Source organism: Streptomyces sp. NPDC096040, assembly GCF_040303265.1.
GTDB lineage: Bacteria > Actinomycetota > Actinomycetes > Streptomycetales > Streptomycetaceae > Streptomyces.
Genome location: NZ_JBEOTA010000014.1, coordinates 190,678 through 213,608, shown reverse-complemented (window position 1 = coordinate 213,608; position 22,931 = coordinate 190,678). Strand labels below are relative to the sequence as shown.

General features: G+C 71.0%; 19 protein-coding genes. 3 read left to right on the top strand and 16 right to left on the bottom strand.

Annotated elements, in window-relative coordinates; translation table 11 throughout:
* Positions 1 to 164: 164 nt before the first annotated feature.
* The 7 genes from topA to bldG form a co-directional block, all read right to left on the bottom strand.
* Positions 165 to 2,987, bottom strand: a complete 2,823-nt coding sequence (topA, locus tag ABTY98_RS21205) for a type I DNA topoisomerase (RefSeq protein ID WP_352222463.1) — start codon at positions 2,985 to 2,987, stop codon at positions 165 to 167.
* A gap of 255 nt (positions 2,988 to 3,242) precedes the next feature.
* The gene (locus tag ABTY98_RS21200) at positions 3,243 to 3,440 is read right to left on the bottom strand and encodes a hypothetical protein (RefSeq protein ID WP_352222462.1); all 198 of its coding nucleotides are present in this window, start codon (positions 3,438 to 3,440) and stop codon (positions 3,243 to 3,245) included.
* Positions 3,441 to 4,119: 679 nt separating this feature from the next.
* The gene (locus ABTY98_RS21195; RefSeq protein ID WP_352222461.1) at positions 4,120 to 5,649 is read right to left on the bottom strand and encodes a DUF7059 domain-containing protein; all 1,530 of its coding nucleotides are present in this window, start codon (positions 5,647 to 5,649) and stop codon (positions 4,120 to 4,122) included.
* A gap of 53 nt (positions 5,650 to 5,702) precedes the next feature.
* Positions 5,703 to 6,332 carry a small secreted protein gene (locus ABTY98_RS21190; RefSeq protein ID WP_352222460.1) on the bottom strand — a complete coding sequence of 210 codons (630 nt, stop codon included), beginning with the start codon at positions 6,330 to 6,332 and terminating at the stop codon, positions 5,703 to 5,705.
* Positions 6,333 to 6,611: 279 nt separating this feature from the next.
* A complete protein-coding gene (locus ABTY98_RS21185) occupies positions 6,612 to 9,020 on the bottom strand; it encodes a sodium-translocating pyrophosphatase (RefSeq protein ID WP_352222459.1) in 2,409 nt (802 codons plus the stop codon).
* Between the two features lie 327 nt (positions 9,021 to 9,347).
* The gene (locus tag ABTY98_RS21180; RefSeq protein ID WP_352222458.1) at positions 9,348 to 9,782 is read right to left on the bottom strand and encodes an ATP-binding protein; all 435 of its coding nucleotides are present in this window, start codon (positions 9,780 to 9,782) and stop codon (positions 9,348 to 9,350) included.
* Between the two features lie 236 nt (positions 9,783 to 10,018).
* Positions 10,019 to 10,360, bottom strand: a complete 342-nt coding sequence (bldG, locus tag ABTY98_RS21175; RefSeq protein WP_010986038.1) for an anti-sigma factor antagonist BldG — start codon at positions 10,358 to 10,360, stop codon at positions 10,019 to 10,021.
* Between the two features lie 83 nt (positions 10,361 to 10,443).
* Here bldG and ABTY98_RS21170 point away from each other — a divergent pair, with 83 nt between their 5' ends.
* Positions 10,444 to 12,912: a DEAD/DEAH box helicase gene (locus tag ABTY98_RS21170; protein ID WP_352222457.1), complete on the top strand. Its 2,469-nt coding sequence runs from the start codon at positions 10,444 to 10,446 to the stop codon at positions 12,910 to 12,912.
* Here the strand turns inward: ABTY98_RS21170 and ABTY98_RS21165 are convergent.
* The 7 genes from ABTY98_RS21165 to ssd form a co-directional block, all read right to left on the bottom strand.
* The gene (locus ABTY98_RS21165) at positions 12,863 to 13,249 is read right to left on the bottom strand and encodes an Rv3654c family TadE-like protein (RefSeq protein ID WP_352222456.1); all 387 of its coding nucleotides are present in this window, start codon (positions 13,247 to 13,249) and stop codon (positions 12,863 to 12,865) included. The two genes, ABTY98_RS21170 and ABTY98_RS21165, sit on opposite strands and share 50 nt — an antisense overlap.
* Complete coding sequence (locus ABTY98_RS21160; protein ID WP_352222455.1) at positions 13,246 to 13,566, bottom strand: TadE family type IV pilus minor pilin; 321 nt, start codon at positions 13,564 to 13,566, stop codon at positions 13,246 to 13,248. The genes ABTY98_RS21165 and ABTY98_RS21160 overlap by 4 nt, the downstream gene beginning before the upstream one ends.
* Before the next feature lie 28 nt (positions 13,567 to 13,594).
* Entirely contained in the window at positions 13,595 to 13,774 is a 180-nt protein-coding gene (locus ABTY98_RS21155) for a DUF4244 domain-containing protein (protein ID WP_352222454.1), read from the bottom strand.
* Positions 13,775 to 13,841: 67 nt separating this feature from the next.
* Positions 13,842 to 14,621 carry a type II secretion system F family protein gene (locus ABTY98_RS21150; RefSeq protein WP_352222453.1) on the bottom strand — a complete coding sequence of 260 codons (780 nt, stop codon included), beginning with the start codon at positions 14,619 to 14,621 and terminating at the stop codon, positions 13,842 to 13,844.
* Positions 14,618 to 15,478, bottom strand: a complete 861-nt coding sequence (locus ABTY98_RS21145) for a type II secretion system F family protein (RefSeq protein ID WP_502994298.1) — start codon at positions 15,476 to 15,478, stop codon at positions 14,618 to 14,620. Before ABTY98_RS21145 ends, ABTY98_RS21150 begins: the two co-directional genes overlap by 4 nt.
* Positions 15,479 to 15,602: 124 nt before the next feature.
* A complete protein-coding gene (locus ABTY98_RS21140) occupies positions 15,603 to 16,781 on the bottom strand; it encodes a TadA family conjugal transfer-associated ATPase (RefSeq protein WP_352222452.1) in 1,179 nt (392 codons plus the stop codon).
* Positions 16,778 to 17,872 (bottom strand): septum site-determining protein Ssd, encoded by a 1,095-nt coding sequence (gene ssd, locus ABTY98_RS21135; protein ID WP_352222451.1) that lies wholly within the window; start codon positions 17,870 to 17,872, stop codon positions 16,778 to 16,780. The genes ABTY98_RS21140 and ssd overlap by 4 nt, the downstream gene beginning before the upstream one ends.
* Before the next feature lie 580 nt (positions 17,873 to 18,452).
* Here ssd and ABTY98_RS21130 point away from each other — a divergent pair.
* Positions 18,453 to 19,277 carry an HAD family hydrolase gene (locus tag ABTY98_RS21130; RefSeq protein WP_352222450.1) on the top strand — a complete coding sequence of 275 codons (825 nt, stop codon included), beginning with the start codon at positions 18,453 to 18,455 and terminating at the stop codon, positions 19,275 to 19,277.
* Between the two features lie 390 nt (positions 19,278 to 19,667).
* On the opposite strand, the gene ABTY98_RS21125 is transcribed toward ABTY98_RS21130, so the two are convergent.
* Positions 19,668 to 20,492: a Fic family protein gene (locus ABTY98_RS21125; protein WP_352222449.1), complete on the bottom strand. Its 825-nt coding sequence runs from the start codon at positions 20,490 to 20,492 to the stop codon at positions 19,668 to 19,670.
* A 101-nt stretch (positions 20,493 to 20,593) separates the two neighbouring features.
* On the opposite strand from ABTY98_RS21125, the gene ABTY98_RS21120 reads away from it, so the two are divergent.
* A complete protein-coding gene (locus ABTY98_RS21120; protein WP_352222448.1) occupies positions 20,594 to 21,574 on the top strand; it encodes an ATP-binding protein in 981 nt (326 codons plus the stop codon).
* Between the two features lie 45 nt (positions 21,575 to 21,619).
* On the opposite strand, the gene ABTY98_RS21115 is transcribed toward ABTY98_RS21120, so the two are convergent.
* Positions 21,620 to 22,882, bottom strand: coding sequence for a polysaccharide deacetylase family protein (locus ABTY98_RS21115; RefSeq protein ID WP_352222447.1), 1,263 nt, complete (start codon positions 22,880 to 22,882; stop codon positions 21,620 to 21,622).
* Positions 22,883 to 22,931: the final 49 nt, after the last annotated feature.

Genomic DNA, 22,931 nt, shown 5'->3' with positions numbered 1-22,931 from the left:
CAGCCGCCGACGGCCCGCCGCGACCGTCCACAGGTACGCGCGCCCCGACACCAAGTTGATGCCGGGGCGTTCGTAATACGAAGCCGGTGTGAACCAGTGTGGCCGGTATGAACCGGCAAACCTGATATCAACCGGTCTGGCCGGTATGAGCACCTGAGGGTGGCTCAGTCCTCCGCGACCGCCTTGGAGGCCGTCGCCTTCTTCGCGGCCGTCTTCTTCGCGGCCGTCGTCGTCTTGGCGGCGGTCTTCTTGGCAGCCGTCTTCTTCGCGGGCGCGGCCTTCTTCGCGGCCGCCGTCTTCTTCGCGGGTGCCTTCTTCGCCGTCTTCTTGGCGGGCGCCTTCGCCCGCTTCTCGGCGAGCAGTTCGAAGCCGCGCTCCGGGGTGATCTCCTCGACGCTGTCGCCGGAGCGCAGGGTCGCGTTGGTCTCCCCGTCGGTGACGTACGGTCCGAAGCGGCCGTCCTTCACCACGACCGGCTTCTCGCTGACCGGGTCCGTGCCCAGCTCCTTCAGCGGCGGCTTGGCGGCGGCCCGGCCCCGCTGCTTGGGCTGGGCGTAGATCGCCAGCGCCTCTTCGAGGGTGATCGTGAAGAGCTGGTCCTCGGAGGTGAGCGAGCGCGAGTCCGTGCCCTTCTTCAGGTACGGCCCGTAGCGCCCGTTCTGTGCGGTGATCTCCTGGCCCTCGGCGTCGGTGCCGACGACACGCGGCAGCGACATCAGCTTCAGCGCGTCCGCGAGGGTCACCGTGTCCAGCGACATCGACTTGAACAGCGACGCCGTACGCGGCTTGACCGCGTTCTTGCCGGTCTTCGGGGTGCCCTCGGGGAGCACCTCGGTGACGTACGGGCCGTATCGGCCGTCGCGGGCGATGATCTGGTGGCCCGTCTCCGGGTCGGCACCCAGCTCGAAGTCGCCGCTCGGCTTGGCGAGCAGTTCCTCCGCGAGTTCGACGGACAGTTCGTCGGGCGCCAGGTCCTCCGGCACGTCCGCGCGCTGGTGACCCTCGGAGTCCTTCTCGCCGCGCTCGACGTACGGGCCGTAGCGGCCGACCCGCAGCACGATGTCGTTGCCCACCGGGAACGACGACACCTCGCGCGCGTCGATCGCGCCCAGGTCGGTCACCAGCTCCTTGAGGCCGCCCAGGTGGTCGCCGTCGCCGTTGCCGGCGTCGGCCGCACCGCCCGTCGCGGTGCCTTCGCCGAAGTAGAAGCGCCGCAGCCACGGCACCGCCTGTGCCTGACCGGCCGCGATGCGGTCGAGGTCGTCCTCCATCCTGGCGGTGAAGTCGTAGTCGACCAGCCGGCCGAAGTGCTTCTCCAGCAGGTTGACCACGGCGAAGGACAGGAAGGACGGCACGAGGGCCGTGCCCTTCTTGAAGACATAGCCGCGGTCGAGGATCGTGCCGATGATCGACGCGTACGTCGACGGGCGGCCGATCTCGCGCTCTTCGAGCTCCTTGACCAGCGAGGCCTCGGTGTAGCGGGCCGGGGGCTTGGTGGAGTGCCCGTCGACCGTGATCTCCTCGGCGGAGAGCGCGTCACCCTCGCTGACCTGGGGCAGCCGGCGCTCGCGGTCGTCCAGCTCGGCGTTCGGGTCGTCGGCACCTTCGACGTAGGCCTTGAGGAAGCCGTGGAAGGTGATCGTCTTGCCGGAGGCGCTGAACTCGACGTCCCGGCCGTCGGCGGCGGTGCCACCGATCTTGACCGTCACGCTGTTGCCGGTCGCGTCCTTCATCTGGGAGGCGACGGTCCGCTTCCAGATCAGCTCGTAGAGCTTGAATTGGTCGCCGGTCAGGCCGGTCTCCGCCGGGGTGCGGAAACGATCACCCGAGGGGCGGATCGCTTCGTGCGCCTCCTGCGCGTTCTTGACCTTCCCGGCGTACGTACGCGGGGCCGAGGGCAGGTAGTCGGCGCCGTACAGCTGCGTCACCTGGGCGCGGGCGGCGGCGATGGCCGTGTCGCTCAGGGTCGTGGAGTCCGTACGCATGTACGTGATGTGGCCGTTCTCGTACAGCTTCTGCGCGACCTGCATGGTGGCCTTCGCGCCGAAGCCGAGCTTACGGCTGGCCTCCTGCTGCAGCGTCGTCGTACGGAAGGGGGCGTACGGCGAGCGGCGGTACGGCTTCGACTCGACCGAGCGGACCGAGAAGCGGGTGTTCTCCAGGGCGGCGGCCAGGGCGCGGGCGTTCGCCTCGTCGAGGTGGAGGGTGTTCGCGCTCTTGATCTGTCCGAGCGAGTCGAAGTCACGGCCCTGGGCGACGCGCCTGCCGTCGACGGCCTGGAGGCGGGCCACCAGCGACGACGGGTCCGACGGATCGCCCGCGCGGCCGGTCGCGAAGGTGCCCGTCAGGTCCCAGTAGTCAGCGGAACGAAACGCGATGCGGTCGCGTTCCCGCTCGACCACGAGCCGGGTCGCGACGGACTGGACACGGCCGGCCGACAGGCGCGGCATGACCTTCTTCCACAGGACCGGCGAGACCTCGTAGCCGTAGAGGCGGTCGAGGATACGGCGGGTCTCCTGGGCGTCGACGAGCTTCTGGTTGAGTTCGCGCGGGTTGGCGACGGCCTCCCGGATCGCGTCCTTGGTGATCTCGTGGAAGACCATCCGCTTGACGGGGATCTTCGGCTTGAGGACCTCCTGGAGGTGCCAGGCGATCGCCTCGCCCTCGCGGTCCTCATCGGTGGCGAGGAAGAGCTCGTCGGAGTCCTTCAGCAGGTCCTTGAGCTTCTTGACCTGCGCCCTCTTGTCCGCGTTGATCACGTAGATGGGCTGGAAGTCGTGCTCGACGTCCACGCCGAGGCGGCGGACCTCGCCGGTGTACTTCTCGGGCACCTCCGCGGCGCCGTTGGGAAGGTCACGGATGTGCCCGACGCTCGCTTCGACGACGTATCCGGGGCCCAGATAGCCCTTGATCGTCTTCGCCTTGGCGGGCGACTCGACGATGACGAGTCGGCGGCCGCCCTGTGCGGTCTCGCTGGTCGGGGACAACTTCGCTCTTCTCTCCGGTCGACGCTGGGACCTCCCCAGGCCTTGCTCCCGGGGTCGTGGCACGGGCACGGATGCCCGCTCACTTGGTGACGCTGCGGAGTGTGACGGTACATCCCGCCCCCGTGTCAAACGGGAAAAGCCCACAACGGCCACTCGAACGGTAACCCGACTACCGCCATTCCTGCCGCCCGGAGTCCCCGGCCACCCTCTCGGCCCTGTCCGGAGCGTGAGGCTCCGATTACCGGAACGGCATCCTCACAGGCGGGTCAGGCAGTATGCCCCGAGGCCCAGCGAGACCACCGCGGCGAGGCTCGCGAGGGTCGCCGATGCGACCTGACTCACACCCTGGGCGACGGGTTCACCACGCCGGACCCGGATGCCGGTCCACACCAGCAATGCGCCTCCGAACAGGGCGAACACCGCCCCCGCGAAGATCGCCGGTCCGCTCTCCATGGGCCGCGCGCCCCTTCCCTGCCGTCCGTGAATGCCCAGCGCGGGGAGACTGCCACGGGCGGACGGCGGACGGGAGGATAGCGGGGGAAATCGAGGTGAACGAGGCGCCGTAACAATCTGGAACAAACGACCGACGGACTACAGGGCGAACATTCCGGCCACATTTTTCCGGCCCTTTCCTTCCCCCGGCGTGTCCCAGTTACGCCCGGACCGGCCGGCCAGACCCTGCCGGGCACGGCCTCTCCGCCACCTCGGCCAGGCAGACGGACAGTCCCGGCCGGGCTCAGTACGTCCCGCGGATCATCCCTGCAGGCTGCCCCGCCGGACTCGACTGTCCCGCAGGAACCTCCGGGCTCGGCCTGTCCCACGGATCGGCCGGCCCAGGCAGGGCCGGGCGCGGCATGGCCCAGGGACAGCGAGATCGGCCAGGCGAGCCCCGAAAGGCGCGGCGTCTCCAGCGGCTCAGCCAGGCAGACCGGGCAGGACAGGCCCCGCCGGATTCGGCCTGCCCCACGGATAAGCCCCGCAGTTCCCCCCAGACTCGGCCCGTCCCACGGATAAGCCCCGCGGGCCGAGCTGGCCTGGGTCTGCTCGGTCCGCGCCGTGGATCGGTCTGGTAGGGCAGGCAGGTGCCGTCGCGCGGAGCACGGGGGCTCCGTCGGCCCGTGCTCCCGGTCCGTCAGCGCGCCGGCTCCAGGAACCCCTGTTCCACCAGCAGCCGGATCTGCGCGGGCGTGCGGTCGCGCAGCAACACCGGGTCCTCGCCCATCAGCTGGGCGATGGCGTCGAGAATCCGCCCCGCGCTCAGCGAGCCGTCGCACACCCCCGCGAACCCCGCGCCCACCGTGTCCACCTTGGTCGCGCGGCGCATCCCGCGGTGCTGACGCAGCACCACATGCTCCGGGTCCTCGGCGCCGGGCAGCCCGACCTGTTCCTGGACCACCTCGACGGCGAGCCTGAAGTGGTCTTCGAGCAGATCGGCGTCGTCGTGGTCACGGAGATAGTCGAGGCGGTCGAAGTGCGCGCGGATCGTCTCACCGAGCGGCTGTTCGATCGGATGTGGCCATTCCTCCACGGTGACCGAGGGCACCGCGGCACCTGTCTTCTTCAAGGTGATCCAGCCGAAGCCCACCCCCTTCACCTTGCGCGCCTCGAACTCGTCGAGCCACGCGTCGTACCGCGCCTGGTACTCCGCCGGGTCCCCGCGGTGGTCGCCGGCGTCCCGGAGCCACAGCTCGGCGTACTGGTTGACGTCCTGCATCTCGCGCTGCACGATCCACGCGTCGCACCCGCGCGGCACCCACGACCTGACCCGGTCCTGCCAGTCCTCCCCCGCGACGTGCTGCCAGTTGGCGAGGAACTGCGCGAACCCGCCCTCGGCCAGCCACTCCCCGGCCTGTTGAACGAGCGAGCGGCACAGATCGTCCCCGCTCATCCCGCCGTCCCGGTACGTCAGCCGGGCGCCCGGCGAGATCACGAACGGCGGGTTGGACACGATGAGGTCGTACGTCTCCCCGTCCTTGACCGGCTCGAACAGCGAGCCCTCGCGCAGGTCGGCCGCCGGGGCGCCGGACAGCGCCAGCGTGAGCGCCGTGATGTGCAGCGCGCGCGGGTTGAGGTCGGTCGCCGTCACGCGCGTGGCGTGCTGGGCGGCGTGCAGGGCCTGGATGCCGGAGCCGGTGCCGAGGTCGAGGGCGGCGGAGACGGGCGTACGGACGGTGATGCCGGCCAGCGTCGTGGACGCACCGCCGACGCCCAGGACGACGCCCTCGTGGCGCTGCCCGATGCCGCCGGCGCCGCCGACCGCGCAGCCGAGGTCGGAGACGATGAACCAGTCCTCGCCGTCGGGCCCGCCGTACGGCCGTACGTCCACCGTGGCCGCGACCTCGTCGCCGCCCGCGCGGGTCAGCCAGCCACTCTCCAGAAGGTCGTCGACGGGCAGCATGTCGGCTACGCGCGCGTGCGGCACGGGCTGCTGGAGCAGGAACAGCCGGACGAGCGTCTCCAGCGGTGTGTCCCCGCGGGTGGCCCGGAGCGCGGGCACCGTCTCGCTGCGGGCCAGCGCCGCGTACGCGGGCGCGCCGAGCAGTTCCAGGAGCCCGTCGGCGGTGAAGGAGGCGCCCAGCAGGGCGGTGCGCAGCCGGGCGGCGACGTCGGGGCGGTCGGAGGCGGGCAGGGTGGCGAGGCCGGAGTCAGTCACGCCCTCCATTGTGGCCCGCGCCCCCTTCCGGACACCGCCTCAGCTCGCGGCGGCCGGGGCCGTCAGCTCGTGGTCGACGAGGCCGACGCCGAAGCCGACGTCGTCACGGAGACCTTCTTGCAGCTGGCCTGCTCGGCGATCGCGTTCTTGACCTCGCCCTGCTCCAGGGCCTGCAGCGCCGCGGTGCCGCTCTTGTTCTGCGTCTCCAGGTCCGCCATCTGGGAGGCGACGTCGTGCAGACCGGAGGCGAACTTCGCCTGGTCCTTGGTGTCGAGCGCGTCGACCTTCTTCTTCAGGGCGGCGTAGGACGCGGAGAGGCTGTTGAGGTTCTTGACGACGTCCTGCTGGCGCTTGGCGCCGTCGTCGATCCCGGGGGGCGCGCCGGCGCTGCCGATGGCCGTGGCGAGCGCCTTGTAGCCGTCGGACATGTCCTGGAAGGCCTGGGAGTCGGTCTTCTGGATGGTCGCGGGCGAGCTCGTGGTGTCCGAGGCCGTCTGCGCGATGGCCTCGTTGGCCGCCTTGATCTTCGCGTCCTGCGCCGGCACCGCGTCGCACACGGTCTTGGCCCAGGCGATCAGCTTGGGGTCGGTGCCCTTGTTGTTGCTGCTGCACCCGGACAGCGCCACTACCAGTACCGCACCGCCGGACAGTGCGGCCGCGAGCTTCTTGTTCACCGGATCGGTCCCTTCCATGGCTCTCGGCTCCCGGAATCTACACGGCGCACGGACAGTACCCCCATGGAGACCACCCGTTAAGTAAGCTTTTAGGCGAATTTGCACCAGGGAGAGAAGGCTCACGACAAAATGACGGGCACACCCGGACCCGGAGCCCACGACCGCGTACGACCGCGCACGGGAACCAGCGAGCGCGCCCAGCGCACGAAACGGGCGGACGGCGCGTCAACACACGCCATCCGCCCGCTCGTTGGCCGGGCCCCCTCGCGAGAGCCCCGGTGGCCGTCGTAAGACCGCCTACGAAACCACCGCTGGGTCGGCCGAATTGGCCACGCGTTCGGCGCTGTCCTCGTCGTCGCCGACGGTGATACCGCGCCGCTTGGAGATGTACACCGCGCCGACGATCACGACCAGCGCGAGGACCGCGATCAGGATCCGGATGCCGATGCTCTTGTCATGGCCGTACGAGAACTTGATCACCGCTGGCGCGATGAGCAGCGAGACCAGGTTCATGACCTTGAGCAGCGGGTTGATCGCGGGTCCCGCGGTGTCCTTGAAGGGGTCGCCGACGGTGTCACCGATCACCGTGGCGGCGTGGGCCTCGCTGCCCTTGCCGCCGTGGTGGCCGTCCTCGACGAGCTTCTTGGCGTTGTCCCAGGCGCCGCCCGAGTTGGCCAGGAAGACGGCCATCAGGGTGCCCGCGCCGATCGCCCCGGCGAGGTAGGAGCCGAGGGCCCCGACGCCGAGCGTGAACCCGATGAAGATGGGCGCCATCACGGCGAGCAGTCCCGGCGTGGCCAGCTCGCGCAGGGCGTCCTTGGTGCAGATGTCGACGACCTTGCCGTACTCGGGCGTCTCCGTGTAGTCCATGATCCCGGGATGCTCGCGGAACTGCCGCCGCACCTCGTAGACCACCGAACCCGCCGACCTCGACACCGCGTTGATGGCGAGTCCGGAGAAGAGGAAGACGACCGCCGCGCCGGCGATGAGGCCGACGAGGTTGTTGGGCTGCGAGATGTCCATCGACAAGGTCAACGGCGCGCCCGTACCGGTCAGTTTCGCCCCGACGTCCTGCACGTTCGTGGTGATCGCGTCCCGGTACGACCCGAAGAGCGCCGACGCCGCGAGGACGGCGGTGGCGATGGCGATGCCCTTGGTGATGGCCTTGGTCGTGTTGCCGACGGCGTCCAGGTTGGTGAGCACCTGCGCACCCGCGCCCTCGACGTCGCCGGACATCTCGGCGATGCCCTGGGCGTTGTCGGAGACCGGCCCGAAGGTGTCCATGGCGACGATCACACCGACCGTGGTGAGCAGGCCGGTGCCGGCCAGCGCCACCGCGAACAGCGCCAGCATGATCGACGTACCGCCGAGCAGGAACGCCCCGTAGACGCCGAGGCCGATCAACAGGGCGGTGTAGACGGCCGATTCGAGGCCGACCGAGATGCCGGCGAGGACCACGGTGGCCGGGCCGGTCAGCGAGGACTTGCCGATGTCCAGGACCGGACGCCGGTTGGTCTCGGTGAAGTAGCCGGTCAGCTGCTGGATGACGGCCGCCAGCAGGATGCCGATGGCGACCGCGACGAGCGCGAGGATCCGCGGATCGCCGTCCTTGGCCCTGATGGCCGCGTCGGAAATGCCGTCGAGGTCGGCGTACTTCCCCGGCAGGTACACGAAGACCGCGACCGCGACCAGCGCGAGCGAGATCACCGCGGAGATGAAGAAGCCGCGGTTGATGGCGCTCATGCCGCTGCGGTCACTGCGGCGCGGGGCGACCGCGAAGATGCCGACCATCGCGGTGAGCACACCGATCGCCGGCACCAGGAGCGGGAAGGCGAGACCCGCGTCCCCGAAGGCCGCCTTGCCGAGGATCAGCGCGGCGACCAGGGTCACCGCGTAGGACTCGAAGAGGTCGGCCGCCATGCCCGCGCAGTCGCCGACGTTGTCGCCCACGTTGTCGGCGATGGTCGCGGCATTGCGCGGGTCGTCCTCCGGAATGCCCTGTTCGACCTTTCCGACCAGGTCGGCGCCGACGTCGGCGGCCTTGGTGAAGATGCCGCCGCCGACACGCATGAACATGGCGATGAGGGCGGCGCCGAGGCCGAAGCCTTCGAGCACCTTCGGCGCGTCGGCCGCGTACACCAGCACCACACAGGAGGCGCCGAGCAGGCCGAGCCCCACCGTGAACATGCCGACCACGCCGCCCGTGCGGAAAGCGATCTTCATGGCTTTGTGCGAGACGGCGGTGAGATCCTTTTCCGGTTCGCCTTCCGCCGGGGTGGCTTCCCGGGCCGCCGCGGCGACACGGACATTGCTGCGTACGGCGAGCCACATGCCGATATAGCCGGTGGTCGCCGAGAAGGCCGCGCCGATCAAGAAGAAGATCGATCGGCCGGCGCGTTGATTCCAGTCGTCCGCGGGCAGCAGCAGGAGCAGGAAGAACACCACGACGGCGAATACGCCGAGGGTGCGCAGCTGCCGGGCCAGATAGGCGTTCGCGCCTTCCTGGACCGCCGCTGCGATCTTCTTCATGCTGTCGGTGCCCTCGCCGGCCGCGAGCACCTGGCGCACCAGGATCCAGGCGACCACGAGCGCGGCCAGCGCCACGACGGCGATCACCGCGACCAGGACCCGGTTGTCGTGGGTCAGGACCGCGGCCGCGAGGGTTGTGGGGTGACCCAACTGATGAGGGGTAGAAAGCCCCGCCATTCGTCCTCCTTGACGCTTGGGCTGAGCTCAAGATGTGGACGGATTGTAGGTACCCGCGAGTGATCTAAACAGGGGACGGTAAACGGAATTGGCCTTCTCGTGCTCTTCAGACAATGATCGAGGTCACGCCGATGAACCCGAAAGCGGTAACGCCCCAAAACCATTGACGATCACCACCGGCCTATTCGACGCTTGATCAAATTATCGGGCGATCTTCCGGGGCATTGATCGTGAATTCTTTCACGAATTCGGCGACCGGATGACATCCGTCGGAAAATAACAAGAAAGGCCCTGCTCGGCAGGGCCTTTCTCATGATCGGGTGACTCTCAGGTGAGCGCGACTCCGGGCGGGGTTGTCGGCCAGGTCATGCGGATCAGCCCGCCGTTCTCCCCGGCGGTGACCTCCACGTCGTCCACGAGACCGCTGATGACCGCGAGGCCCATCTCGTCCTCCTCGGCCTCCACGTCCGCGTCCGGCGCCGCACCGGTCGCCCGGTCGACGGGAGCCGAACGGGGTGCCTCGTCGCCGACCTCGATGGAGAACTGTTTCTCCTCCTCGATCAGCGCCACCCGCACCGGCTCGGTGATGCCGGCACTCTGGTGCAGACCCACAGCACGGGAACAGGCCTCGCCGACGGCCAACCGGACCTCGTCCAGGACGGCCTCGTCCACTCCGGCCCTGCGTGCCACCGCCGCCGCCACCAGTCGGGCGGTGCGGACGTGCTCGGGCAGCGCGCTGAAGCGGAGTTCAACGGTGGCCATACGTCCCCCTCGGAACTACGGGCGTGCGGTAGGGGGCCGGATCGCCGAAAACCCGGCCCCCCGTTGAATTGCGTCCGCCACGGGCCTGCGGCCCGTGAACGGCTGCCGGCACGGACCGCGGGCCCGAGCGGGCGGGGGCGACACGGGCCTGCGTACGGCTCTGTACGAGCCCGTGTCGGAGGCCGACCGGACGGCGCGGACCGATCGGCGGTCCGGAAGCCGTCGGCCGGCCGGGGTCAGTCGGTGGCCGCCACCGCTTCCTCGACCGAGGTGTGAATCGGGAACACCTTGGTGAGGCCGGTGATGCGGAAGATCTTCAGAATGCGCTCCTGGTTGCAGACCAGGCGCAGCGAGCCCTCATGGGCACGCACCCGCTTCAGGCCGCCGACCAGCACGCCGAGCCCGGTGGAGTCGAGGAAGTCCACGCCCTCCATGTCAACGACGAGGTGGAAATTCCCGTCGTTCACCAGCTCCACCAGCTGCTCGCGCAGCTTGGGCGCGGTATATACGTCGATTTCGCCACCGACCTCGACGACCGTGCGATCGCCGACGGTACGGGTCGACAGGGACAGGTCCACGAATCCTCCAGCACCTTGCTATCGAGCGGGTCGCCCCTTGGGACACCTCGGCCTGCGGCCCCCGGGACGGTACGCCAGCCGCGATGGCATTCAATCACTTACCGGCAGGCGTGCACGACGCCTTGGCCCCATTGTCCGTCACGCCAGTGACACACTCGGTCCCGATGGCCATAAATCACCGATCCGATCGACCCTCGGCTCCGGCCGCGTCCGGGTTCTCTCCGGGCACGGTCCTGGGCCGGCTCGCCTCCGGGCCGAGCCGGGCTTCGCGCATCACTCATACGGAGCACTTGCCCCCGCGCGCGGGTCGGCATGCCGTCTGGCCTGACCGGATTCGTTCGGAGGTTGTCGCCGCCGTGCAGGCGTGCGGCATCGACCATCCCTGGGAGCATCAGGCCCAGGCCGCCGAGCACGCCCTGGACGGCGACTCGGTGGTGGTCGCCACCGGCACCGCCTCCGGCAAGTCCCTGGCCTATCTCGTGCCGGTCCTCTCCACCCTCCTGGAAGGCTCCGAGGCGGCCAACGGCCGCGGCGCCACCGCCCTCTACCTGGCGCCCACCAAGGCGCTCGCGGCAGATCAGTGCCGATCGGTGAAGGAACTTTCACAACCGCTGGGCACGGCGGTGCGCCCCGCGGTGTACGACGGCGACACCCCGTACGAGGAACGGGAGTGGATCCGCCAGTACGCCAACTACGTGCTCACCAACCCGGACATGCTGCACCGCGGGATACTTCCCGCGCACGCCCGCTGGTCCTCCTTCCTGAAATCCCTGAAGTACGTCGTCGTCGACGAGTGCCACACCTACCGGGGCGTCTTCGGCTCGCATGTCGCCCAGGTGCTGCGCCGGCTGCGCCGCCTGTGCGCCCGCTACGGCGCCTCCCCCGTCTTCCTGCTGGCCTCCGCGACCGCCGCAGAGCCGGCCGTCGCCGCCCGCCGCCTCACCGGCCTGCCGGTCGTGGAGATCGCCGAGGACGCCTCCCCGCGCGGCGAGCTGGTCTTCGCCCTCTGGGAGCCGCCCCTGACCGAGCTGCACGGCGAGAAGGGCGCCCCGGTCCGCCGTACCGCCACCGCCGAGACCGCCGACCTGCTGACCGACCTCGCCGTGCAGGGAGTGCGGTCGGTGGCCTTCGTGCGCTCCCGGCGCGGGGCCGAGCTGATCGCCGTCATCGCCCAGGAACGGCTGGGCGAGGTCGACCGTTCCCTGGCCCGGCGTGTCGCGGCCTATCGCGGCGGCTACCTCCCCGAGGAGCGGCGCGCCCTGGAACGCGCGCTGCACTCCGGGGAACTCCTCGGCCTTGCCGCCACCACAGCCCTGGAGCTGGGCGTGGACGTCTCCGGGCTGGACGCCGTACTGATCGCCGGGTACCCGGGTACGAGGGCCTCCGTGTGGCAGCAGGCGGGCCGCGCGGGCCGCTCCGGGCAGGGCGCCCTCGCCGTCCTGGTCGCCCGGGACGATCCGCTGGACACCTTCCTCGTCCATCATCCCGAGGCCCTGTTCGACCAACCGGTGGAATCGACGGTCCTCGACCCCGACAATCCGTACGTCCTCGCCCCGCACCTGTGCGCCGCCGCGGCCGAGATCCCGCTCACCGACGACGACCTCGACCTGTTCGGTCCCGCCTGCAAGGAACTGCTGCCGCAGCTGGAGGCCGCGAAGCTGCTGCGCCGCCGTACCAAGGCCTGGCACTGGACCCGGCGGGAACGGGCCGCCGAGCTGACCGACATCCGCGGCGAGGGCGGCCGCCCGGTGCAGGTCGTCGAGGCGGGCACGGGCCGTCTGCTCGGCACGGTGGACGCGAGCGCCGCGCACTCCACGGTCCACGAGGGCGCGGTCCACCTGCACCAGGGCCGCACCTACCTCGTGCGCTCCCTGGACCTGGAGGACTCGGTCGCGCTGGTCGAACAGGCCGAGCCGCCGTACTCCACGGTCGCCCGCGACACCACGGCCATCTCGGTCCTGGAGACCGACATCGAGGTCCCCTGGGGCGACGGCCGCCTCTGCTACGGCTCCGTCGAGGTCACCAACCAGGTGGTCTCCTTCCTGCGCCGCCGTCTCATCACCGGCGAGGTGCTGGGCGAGACGAAACTCGACCTCCCTCCCCGGACGCTGCGCACCCGCGCGGTGTGGTGGACCGTCACCGAGGACCAGCTCGACGAGGCCCGGATCAGCCCGGAGATCCTCGGCGGCGCCCTGCACGCCGCAGAACACGCCTCCATCGGCCTGCTGCCGCTCTTCGCGACCTGCGACCGCTGGGACATCGGCGGCGTGTCGATCCCCCTGCACCCCGACACGCTTCTGCCGACGGTCTTCGTCTACGACGGCCACCCGGGCGGCGCGGGCTTCGCGGAGCGCGCGTTCCACACGGCCCGCGAGTGGCTGACGGCCACCCGGGAGGCGATCGTCGTGTGTGAGTGCGACGCGGGGTGCCCTTCCTGCATCCAGTCGCCCAAGTGCGGGAACGGGAACGACCCGTTGCACAAGCGGGGGGCGGTGGGGCTGCTCACGGTGCTGCTGAAGGGGGCGCCGGAGGATAAGCCGGCGGAGGGCTAGCGGCAGAGGGGCCCGCTCTGGCCCGGACCTCTGCCGTGAACGGCCCACCGCCCGACGCCGCCGTCACATCCGAGACGTCGCCCACGATCACGCACCGCGTCAGCCGCGCACCTTGTGCTTGGGCCACCCGGTCCGCCCTGGCGCAGGCCGCCGCGGTCCCCTCGGCCCAGTGGTCGGCCGCCGCGAGCGCCGCCATGTCGGCACCGCCGGCCGCGCGGTGCCGGACCACCACGGCCTGCCCCAGCCCGAGCACGACGCCGAACACCACGCACAGGACGGCGATCGCCCCTACGCTCCAGACCGTGGCGGACCCCTGATCCGAGTACCGGCGTCTCACGGCCCCGCCCCCTCCGCCAGCGCCACCGCCGACTCCCGCACCTCGAACGGCAATCCGTGCAGCACCGGCGGCCTCGCCACCACCGTCACCCGCACCTGGTCGCCCTCCCGGCCGACGGACACCGTCGCCCCCTCCGGCGCCGCCTCCTTCGTCACGGCGACCACCGCGCCCTCGGCGTCCTGCCGCGCGGCGGCCCGCGCCCCGGTGCGGGCGGCGTCCACGCACCGGATCTGGGCGGCCACCACAAGCAGCCCCCACACCAGCGCCATCGTGAACGCCACCAGCACCGGCAGCACCACGGCCGCCTCAGCCGTCACGAACCCGCGGTCCGCCCCGCGCCCGCGCTCACATCCGCGCACTGAGGGCTCGTTTCACGATGTCCTGGAGCTCGGCACTGACCTGCCCGCTCGTCACGACCGCGTAGAGGACCGCCGCGAACCCGACGGCGGCGATGATCCCCATCGCGTACTCGGACGTGACCATTCCCGCGTCCCCGCGCAACAACTTCCGCATCTTCTGGCACATCTCGACTCCCTTGAAGGACTTCTGAATTCGGTGATCTGTTCCTGTTGACGGCCCGTTATCGCCCCTTTCATCCACCACCTCCTCGCATCACCCCGCCCGCCAGCCCGATCACCACGGGCAGGACCCCGACCGCGATGAACGCCGGCAGGAAACACAGGCCCACCGGTGCGGAGATCAGTACGGCCGCCCGTCGCGCCCGTGCGGTCGCGCTTCTCGCCCACTCCGCGCGGGCGTCCGCGGCGAGCCGGGCGACCGGGGTGGCGGCCGGCATCCCGGACTCGTCCGCGCGCTCCAGGAGCCGGGCGAGGGCGGCGGCCCCCGGCAGTGCCGCCAACCGTCGCCAGGCGTCCGCCGGTTCGCCGCCCAGCCTGACCTCCGCCGCACCCCGCGCGAGCCCTTCCCCGACGGGTCCGCCGAGCGCCTCGCCGACGGCCTGGGCTGCGACCACCGGGCCTGCCCCGGCGGCGATGCAGGCGGCCAGCAGGTCGGAGGCGAGCGGGAGTTGGCGAGCGGCCCGGGACGCCTCGGCCTGCGCCGCCCGTCCCGCGTCTGCCTCCTGGCGCCGCCACCGCCACAGCCCCACGGCGACACCCAGCCCCAGGAGCACTCCGACGACCCCGCCGACCAGCACCCAGCCGCCGCACACCACACCGACCAGGGGCAGCCACCGGCGGGCAGTGCCGCCGACGTCGGATCGCCGCTCCGTCATCTCCAGGGCCAGCAGTTCGGCCACCCTGCGCCGGGCCCAGCGCCGGCGCCTGGCCCTCTCCAGCCGCCACGCCGACCAGCCCAGGGCCAGCAGCACCGCGACCGTCATCCCCAGCCTGTGGACAAGCTCCGCGGTCATGCCGCCTCAGCTCCCCGCACGATCCGGGCCGCCCACCACATACCGGCGCCCTCGAACACCGCTCCGACGACCAGGCAGCCCAGTCCGGCCCCGGTGTGCAGCAGTACGCGCAGCGGGTCGGCGCCCATGGCCGAGCCGAGCAGGAGACCGAGGACGGGCAGCGCGGCGAGCAGCACCGCGGTGGCCCGGGCGCCGGACAACTGGGCGCGCAGGTCGGCGCGCTGGTCCCGTTCGGCGCGCAGGGCCGCGTCCAGGCGGTCGAGGCCGGCCGCGAGCCCGGCGCCCTGGTCGACGGCCACCCGCCAGCAGGCCGCGAGCCCCAGCAGGCCGTCGGCACCCGGCTGGCGTGCGGCCATCGCGAGCGCGCCCGGCACATCCCCGCCGAAGCGTGCCGCCGCGACCACTGCCGCCTGGGCCTCGCCGAGTCCACCGGAGTCCCGCGCGGCCCGCAGCAGCGCCTCGCCGGGCTGCCGTCCCGCGCGCACCTCACCGGCGAGCGCTCCGCACAGCGCGATCACCGCGTCGGCACGCGCCTGCCGGACCTGCCTCGCCTGCCGGGCCAGCCGCAACCGGCGCAACACCGGCACGCCGGCCGCCCCCGCGAGGACCGGAAGCACCGAGGCGGCAAGGAGGGCGAGCGCGATGCCGACGGTCGGGGCCCACCACTCACCCCGCCAACGGCCACGCAGCCGCCGCAGTTCCCCGACCGTCTGCTCCCAGGAGGGCGGCCCGGCAGCCACCGCGCCGCCCCCGGCGAACAGCAGCCGCGCCCGCCGTACCTCGCGCTGCCGCTCGGCCAGGAGCCACGCCATGACCCCGCCGCACACCACGGCCGCACCGGCCGTCATCTCACCCATCACACAAACCCCTTCCAATTCACAGACCACTCAGGTCACTTCAGGCCGGATGCCGCAGACACTCCGGCCCCACGGACCAGCCGGTCACTTCGAACCCACACAGATCACTCGCATCGCTTCGAACTCACAGACCACTGCCGTCACTTCGCAGCAGGTCCCGCAGCCGCTCCCATCCCGGCTCGCGCACAAAGGCCTCCGCGCCCCAGCGCAGCGCCGGTTCCGTCCGCACCAGCCCCGAGGGGGCCCGCTCCAGCACATGCACCTCGGCGATCCGCCGCCGGCCCGTGCGGTCCCGTACGAGGTGCAGCACCACCGACAGCGCGGCCGCCAACTGGCTGTGCAGGGCGGCCCGGTCGAGCCCGGCCGCCGTACCGAGTGCCTCCAGGCGGGCCGGGACGTCCGCGGCGGCGTTGGCGTGCACCGTGCCGCAGCCGCCCTCGTGGCCGGTGTTGAGCGCGGCCAGCAGGTGCACGACCTCGGGGCCGCGCACCTCGCCGACGACCAGCCGGTCGGGGCGCATCCGCAGCGCCTGCCGGACCAGGTCCTCCAGGGTGACCAGGCCGGCGCCCTCCTGGTTGGCGGGTCTGGTCTCCAGCCGTACGACGTGCGGGTGTTCGGGCCTGAGCTCCGCCGAGTCCTCGGCGAGCACGATCCGTTCCCCCGGGCCCACCAGGCCGAGCAGCGCGCTGAGCAGGGTCGTCTTGCCGGTGCCGGTGCCACCGCTGACCAGGAACGAGAGCCGGGCCGCCAGAAGCGCGCGCAGAATCCGGTCGCCGCCCGGTGGCACCGTCCCGGCCGCCACCAGTTCGTCGAGCGTGAACGCCCGCGGTCGCACCACCCGCAGGGACAGGCAGGTGCAGCCGACCGCCACCGGGGGCAGGACCGCGTGCAGGCGGGTGCCGTCGGGCAGCCGGGCGTCCGCCCAGGGCCGTGCGTCGTCCAGGCGCCGGCCGGCCACCGCGGCCAGCCGCTGCGCGAGGCGCCGTACGGCCGCCGCGTCCGGGAAGGCGACCGGGGTCAGTTCCAGGCCGCCGCCGCGGTCCACCCAGACCCGGTCCGGGGCCGACACCAGGACGTCGGTGACCGTGGGATCGGCGAGCAGGGGTTCCAGGGGGCCGCTGCCGACCAGTTCGGAGCGCAGTCGCTCGGCCGCGCCGAGGACTTCGGCGTCGCCGAGCACCCGGCCCTGCGCGCGCAGCGCCTGCGCCACGCGCGCGGGGGTGGGTTCGGCGCCGCTCTCGGCGAGCCAGCGCCGTACCCCGTCGAGCAGGGCCGGGCCGTCCGCGCCCGTGCCGGGCCTCATACGCCACCCGCCTCGACCAGCGTGCGCTCCCAGAAGCCCTTGCAGAAGCGGGCCAGCGGGCCGCGTGCGGCGGATCCCGGCGGTTTCCGGTGGGGGCGGGACAGGCCCGGTTCTGCGGGCACTTCGCCGGCCAGGGGCAGGCCGAGCAGCCTGGCCACCTCGCGGTCGTCCAGTCCGGGCGCGTACGGGCCCCGTACCGCCACCCGCAGATCGCGCACGACCATGCCGACGGTGGCCGCCACCCGTCCGGCCGCCGCGATCGCGCGGAGTTCGGCGGGGACCACCAGGACGGCGAGGTCGAGCTGGGTGAGGACCTCGGCGACCTCGTCGTCCAGGCGGCGCGGCAGGTCGACGACGACCGTGCCGCCGCGCCTGCGGACTGCGGCGAGCACCGCGCGGACGGCGGGCGGCGGGATGGCCACGCTGTCGCCGCGGTCCCAGCTGAGGATCCGCAGCGAGTGCAGTTCCGGCAGCGACTCCTCCAGGGCGCCGCTGCCGAGCCGGCCGCGCGAGGCGGCGAACGCGGGCCAGCGCAGGCCCTCGGCCGTCTCGGCGCCGAGGAGTACGTCGATTCCGCCGCCCAGTGGATCCGCGTCCACGAGGAGGGTGCGCAGTCCCTCCCGCGCGGAGGTGACGGCGAGCGCGCAGGCCAGCGTGGAGGCACCGGCCCCGCCCCGGCCGCCGATCACCCCGACGGTGAGGGCCGGGCGGCCCACGCCCTCGACGACGTCGGCGATCCGGTCCACGAGCCACTGCTCGCCGTCGGGCAGCATCAGGACGTGGTCCGCGCCGATCTCCACGGCGCGTTTCCACACATCGGGGTCGTCCTGGTCCTGGCCGACCAGCACCACCCCGCGCCGGCGTGCGGCCCCGCGCACCCGGTGGGCGGCGTCGTCGCCGACCAGGACGAGCGGGGCGGACTCCCAGCCGCCGCGTTCCGGTACCCCGTGGTGGACCTCGGGTTTGGCACCGGCCGCGGCGCACAGGCGCAACAGGTCGTCGAGGAGTTCGGAGTCCTCGGTGACGATCATCGGGCGTCCGGGCCGTCCCGAGGCGGCGGACGGTGGTTCGTGGGTGACAGTTCCGGCCACGTGAGCCCCCTTGGCTGCGTTCTTGCGCGCGGCCTCCGGGGCCACGCGATTCCCAAACGTGTGAAGAACCGGCAAGCGGCCTCCATATGCACGGCCGACAGAAACCGGCCATTGGCGCCCGGCAATCGGAAGCGGCCATGAACTCGCCGCCGCCGGAGCGCGCTGGAATCACGGTGCAGCGAACCCGGAAAACGTGTGGATCTTGGTGAAAAACTGTGGACAACTCGATGGTTGTGAATATCGCTGTCACCCATACCGGTGAGGCCCGTTGCGGGCTCTGTGCGACTTCCACAGAGCAGCGCTACGGTTACCCACTGTGACGGATCATGGGCATGCGACAAGGGCGGTCACAGCCGCCCGACCAAGGTCTCAGGGCCCGGAGAAGAGAGGAAAAAAGCATCCGGACATGCGACGACCCCCACCGGGGGGGAGAGTGGGGGTCGTCTCCACGGCCGACTCGGGGGGGGAGGAGCCGGACCGGGTTAGCACGGTCGCGAACGATCCGTGACTTCCATGGTGTACCCGAGAGGCCTCTCAGGCAAACCCACGCGCCCCAGCTTACGCCGAATGGTGGGCGCCTATGCTCGGGGGCGTGGAAAACCACTCCTCGCCCCGCACAGCGGCCTTCTTTGACCTGGACAAGACGGTCATTGCGAAGTCGAGCACGCTCACCTTCAGCAAGTCGTTCTACCAAGGCGGTCTGATCAACCGCAGGGCGGCGCTGCGCAACGCGTACTCCCAGTTCGTGTTCCTGGTCGGCGGTATGGACCACGACCAGATGGAGCGCACGCGCGCATACCTGTCCGGCCTGGTCCGTGGCTGGAATGTCCAGCAGGTCAAGGAGATCGTCGCCGAGACCCTGCACGACCTGATCGACCCGATCATCTACGACGAGGCCGCCTCCCTCATCGAGGCCCATCACCGGGCCGGCCGGGACGTCGTCATCGTGTCCACGTCGGGCGCCGAGGTGGTCGAGCCGATCGGCGAACTGCTGGGCGCCGACCGGGTGGTGGCCACCCGCATGGTCGTCGGCGCCGACGGCTGCTACACCGGCGAGGTGGAGTACTACGCGTACGGTCCGACGAAGGCCGAGGCGGTCCGGGAGCTGGCCGCCTCCGAGGGGTACGACCTCGACCGCTGCTACGCGTACAGCGACTCGGCGACCGACCTGCCGATGCTCGGGGCCGTCGGGCATCCGCACGCTGTGAACCCGGACCGGGCGCTACGCCGTGAGGCACTCGCGCATGGCTGGCCGATTCTGGACTTCAACCGTCCGGTACGGCTCAAGCAGCGGATCTCCGCGCCCCCACGCCCGGCCCTGGTCGCCGCGGCCGCGATAGGAGCGGCGGCCGCCACCGCGGGCCTGGTCTGGTACGCGAGCCGGCGCCGGAGCTCGGTCGCCTGAACCGGCGTACCGCCACCCCTCTTTCACCCGTTCGGACTACCGATGCCCCTTTAGTACCTCTTAGTGCATCTTTGAACCTACAAGTAAAGAACTGTAGGTAGGGGTTCCGCTTGCTCCCAGCTTGCAGTACAAAGGGCTTAGTGGCCCGCGAGACCGAAGGACATCCGAGAGGATCACCTTTAAAACGCATTTGGCCCCACGGACCCAGCATGGACACCGGGCACCCACGCGACGTCGACCCGTCGATTACGGGCCAGCCGCACCAGGTGACGGGCAAAGCACCCGACCTGATGGGCGACATTTCGAGGACGCTTGGTAACCCGGTGAACATGCCAGCGGCGGTACGAGCACTCGTACCGCCGCAACCCGTTTGCGCGGCCTTCCGGGCTCTTACGCCGCCCCGCGCTGCAGCGCCTCGCACACCGCGGTCGACTCCCGCACACCCAGCTCGACCGCGCGGCCGCAGTGCGCGATCCAGGCCGCCATGCCCTCCGGAGTGCCCGAGACATAGCCGTCCAGGGCCGCCAGATAGGAGGCGCGGCCCAGTTCGGCGTGGCCGACCTCGGCGGGGCAGACCGACTTGGGGTCGAGGCCGCTGCCGATCAGCACGATCCGCTCGGCCGCGCGCGCGACCAGCCCGTTGTACGAGGTGAAGGGCCGCAGGGCGAGCAGCTCGCCATGCACCACGGCGGCCGTCACCAGCGCGGGCGCGGAACTTCCCGCGATGATCAGCTCGGAGAGCCCGTCGAGGCGCCCCGACACCTCGTCGGCGTCCGGCAGCGCCAGCTCGATGAGCGGCTCGTCGACGCCTTCGCCGGCCCGGCGCGGCCGCCCCACCTCGTCGTCACCGGTCGCGGCCGCCACCAGGTGCAGCCGGGCCAGCACGCGCAGCGGTGACTGCCGCCAGATGGACAGCAGTTGGCCCGCCTCGGCGGTCAGCCGCAGGGCCGCACCCACCACGCGCGCGTCGTCGTCGACACCGAAGTCGGAGCGCCGCCTGACCTCCTCCAGCGCCCAGTCGGCGCCGGACAGCGCCGCGCTGCCCCGGGCGCCGCGCAGCGCGGCCTCGGACGTGACGGCGTTGCTGCGGCGCCGCATGACCCGGTGCCCGTAGACCCGGTCCACGGCCTTGCGCACGGATTCCACGGACTCGGCCACACCGGGCAGCGAGCCCAGGGCCGCGAGCGGATCGGCGGTCGCACCTGTCGTACTCATGAGTACGACCCTACGCACCCCCTGCCCGCCACTCCACGAAGGAGTGGTCTTCTTCACTTCGCCTGACACGTTCGGCTATCGGCCGACTACTCTTCGCGAACATGAAAATTGCTTTCGTCGGGAAGGGCGGCAGCGGCAAGACCACGCTCTCCTCTCTGTTCATCCGCCATCTGGCGGCCGCCGGCGCGCCGGTCGTCGCCGTCGACGCCGACATCAACCAGCACCTGGGCCCCGCGCTCGGCCTCGACGAGACGGAGTCGGCGGCGCTGCCCGCGATGGGTGAGCGGCTCTCCCTGATCAAGGACTATCTGCGCGGCAACAACCCGCGCATCGCCTCCGCCGCGACGATGATCAAGACGACCCCGCCCGGCCAGGGCTCGCGACTGGTCCAGGTGCGGGAGCCCAATCCGGTGTACGACGCCTGTGCGCGCCCGGTGGAACTCGACGGCGGTGCCGTCCGTTTGATGGTCACCGGGCCCTTCACGGACGCCGACCTGGGGGTCTCCTGCTACCACTCCAAGACAGGAGCGGTGGAGCTGTTCCTGAACCACCTCGTCGACGGCCCCGACGAGTATGTCGTGGTCGACATGACGGCGGGTTCGGACTCCTTCGCCTCCGGCATGTTCACCCGCTTCGACATCACGTTCCTCATCGCCGAGCCGACCCGGAAGGGGGTCTCCGTCTATCGCCAGTACAAGGAGTACGCCCGGGACTTCGGCGTAGTGCTGAAGGTCGTCGGCAACAAGGTGCAGGGGCAGGACGACATCGACTTCCTCCGCGCGGAGGTCGGGGACGACCTGCTGGTCACGGTCGGGCACTCGGACTGGGTGCGCGCCATGGAGAAGGGCCGCCCGCCCCGGTTCGGGCTCCTGGAGGCCGCCAACTCCCGTGCCCTGCACGCCCTCAAGGTCGCCGCCGACGCGACGTACGAGCTGCGGGACTGGGAGCGCTACACCCGGCAGATGGTCCACTTCCACCTGAAGAACGCCCAGTCGTGGGGCAACGAGCGCACCGGGGCCGACCTGACGGCGCAGATCGACCCCGGCTTCGTGCTCGGCGAGGAAGTGACGGCACCCGTCTGACGGAGGTGGGCACTCCGGCGACGGGGCGCCACCCCCGCCTGTTGCCTACTGCTTGACCGCCGGCGCCCCGGGCACCCCCTTCGGTGCCGGGGCAGGACGGCCGGAGAGGAAGGACGCCCAACCCTGGCGCGGGGCCTCGCCCACGTTCAGGGTGCGCAGCCGCGCCAGGACCTGCGGGTCCTGGGCGTCCAGCCAGTCGGCCAGCTGATGGAAGGAGACACAGCGCACCTCTGGCTTGTTGCAGACGTTCCCGACGACCTCGTCGATGGCCCGCATATAGGTGCCGCCGTTCCAGGACTCGAAGTGGTTGCCGATGACGAGCGGCGCACGGTTGCCGTTGTAGGCCCGGTTGAAGCCCTGGAGCAGCCCGTCGCGCATCTGCTCGCCCCAGTAGTCGTACTTGTCGGGGTCACCCTGGGTCGAGGTGCCGGACTGGTTGACCATGAAGTTGTAGTCCATGGTCAGCTGTTCGAAGGAGTGGCCTGGGAACGGGACGAGCTGCATCGACAGGTCCCACAGCCCTTCCTTCTTCTTCGGCCAGACCTGGTCGTTGACACCGCTGGTGTCGTAGCGGAAGCCCAGCTGGCTCGCCGCCTTCGTGAAGTTCTTCTGTCCCTCCAGGCAGGGGGTGCGGGCGCCGATGAGCTCCTTGTCGTAGTCGAAGGGCAGGGGTGAGGCGTTCTTCATGCCCGTGTTGGTCTTCCAGGTCTTCACGAACTGCTTGGCCTGGGCGATCTCGCTCTTCCACTCCGCCACCGACCACTCGCCGACACCTCCGTCGGGGCCACAGAAGTGCCCGTTGAAGTGGGTGCCGATCTCGTTGCCCTCCAGCCAGGCCAGCCGCAGCTGCTTGACGGTGTCGGCGATGCCCTGCTCGTCGTTGAAGCCGATCTCGGAGCGGCCGGGCGAGTGCTGCGGGGGCCGGTAGAGGTCACGTTTCTCCTCGGGCAGCATGTAGACGCCGCTGAGGAAGTACGTCATGGTCGCGTTGTTCTCCTTGGAGAGCTTGCGGAAGTGTGAGAACAGCTTCTGGCTGTCCTCGCCCGCGCCGTCCCAGGAGAACACCACGAACTGCGGGGGCTTCTCACCTGGCTGGAGCTTCTCCGGCCGGGGCAGATGCGGCTGCGCTCCGGTGTACGAGGTGGAACCGTCGCCGATCAGACGGACCACGCTCTGGGGCGCCGGCGCTCCCTTCTGCGGCCCGGACGCCCCTTCCTTGGAGTTGGTGCCTGTCGCGCAACCCGCCAGCGACGCGGCACAGGCCGCGGCGGCCACGGCGCCGACGGCGATCCTCTGGGTGGCGGCCAATTCCGCCCACCTTCTTCCTTCTCTCGGCAAACGCCGATCACGGCGTTTT

Excerpts from the sequence above, each read along its gene's own strand:
- ABTY98_RS21140 (WP_352222452.1), bottom strand. The coding sequence starts at position 16,781 with ATGAGGCCCGGCACGGGCGCGGACGGCCCGGCCCTGCTCGACGGGGTA.
- ABTY98_RS21150 (WP_352222453.1), bottom strand. The coding sequence starts at position 14,621 with ATGACCGCGGAGCTTGTCCACAGGCTGGGGATGACGGTCGCGGTGCTG.
- ABTY98_RS21130 (WP_352222450.1), top strand. The coding sequence starts at position 18,453 with ATGCTCGGGGGCGTGGAAAACCACTCCTCGCCCCGCACAGCGGCCTTC.
- ABTY98_RS21180 (WP_352222458.1), bottom strand. The coding sequence starts at position 9,782 with ATGGCCACCGTTGAACTCCGCTTCAGCGCGCTGCCCGAGCACGTCCGC.
- ABTY98_RS21185 (WP_352222459.1), bottom strand. The coding sequence starts at position 9,020 with ATGGCGGGGCTTTCTACCCCTCATCAGTTGGGTCACCCCACAACCCTC.
- ABTY98_RS21120 (WP_352222448.1), top strand. The coding sequence starts at position 20,594 with ATGAAAATTGCTTTCGTCGGGAAGGGCGGCAGCGGCAAGACCACGCTC.
- ABTY98_RS21125 (WP_352222449.1), bottom strand. The coding sequence starts at position 20,492 with ATGAGTACGACAGGTGCGACCGCCGATCCGCTCGCGGCCCTGGGCTCG.
- ABTY98_RS21190 (WP_352222460.1), bottom strand. The coding sequence starts at position 6,332 with ATGGAAGGGACCGATCCGGTGAACAAGAAGCTCGCGGCCGCACTGTCC.
- ABTY98_RS21170 (WP_352222457.1), top strand. The coding sequence starts at position 10,444 with ATGGCATTCAATCACTTACCGGCAGGCGTGCACGACGCCTTGGCCCCA.
- ABTY98_RS21195 (WP_352222461.1), bottom strand. The coding sequence starts at position 5,649 with ATGGAGGGCGTGACTGACTCCGGCCTCGCCACCCTGCCCGCCTCCGAC.
- ABTY98_RS21145 (WP_502994298.1), bottom strand. The coding sequence starts at position 15,478 with ATGGGTGAGATGACGGCCGGTGCGGCCGTGGTGTGCGGCGGGGTCATG.
- ABTY98_RS21155 (WP_352222454.1), bottom strand. The coding sequence starts at position 13,774 with ATGTGCCAGAAGATGCGGAAGTTGTTGCGCGGGGACGCGGGAATGGTC.
- ABTY98_RS21200 (WP_352222462.1), bottom strand. The coding sequence starts at position 3,440 with ATGGAGAGCGGACCGGCGATCTTCGCGGGGGCGGTGTTCGCCCTGTTC.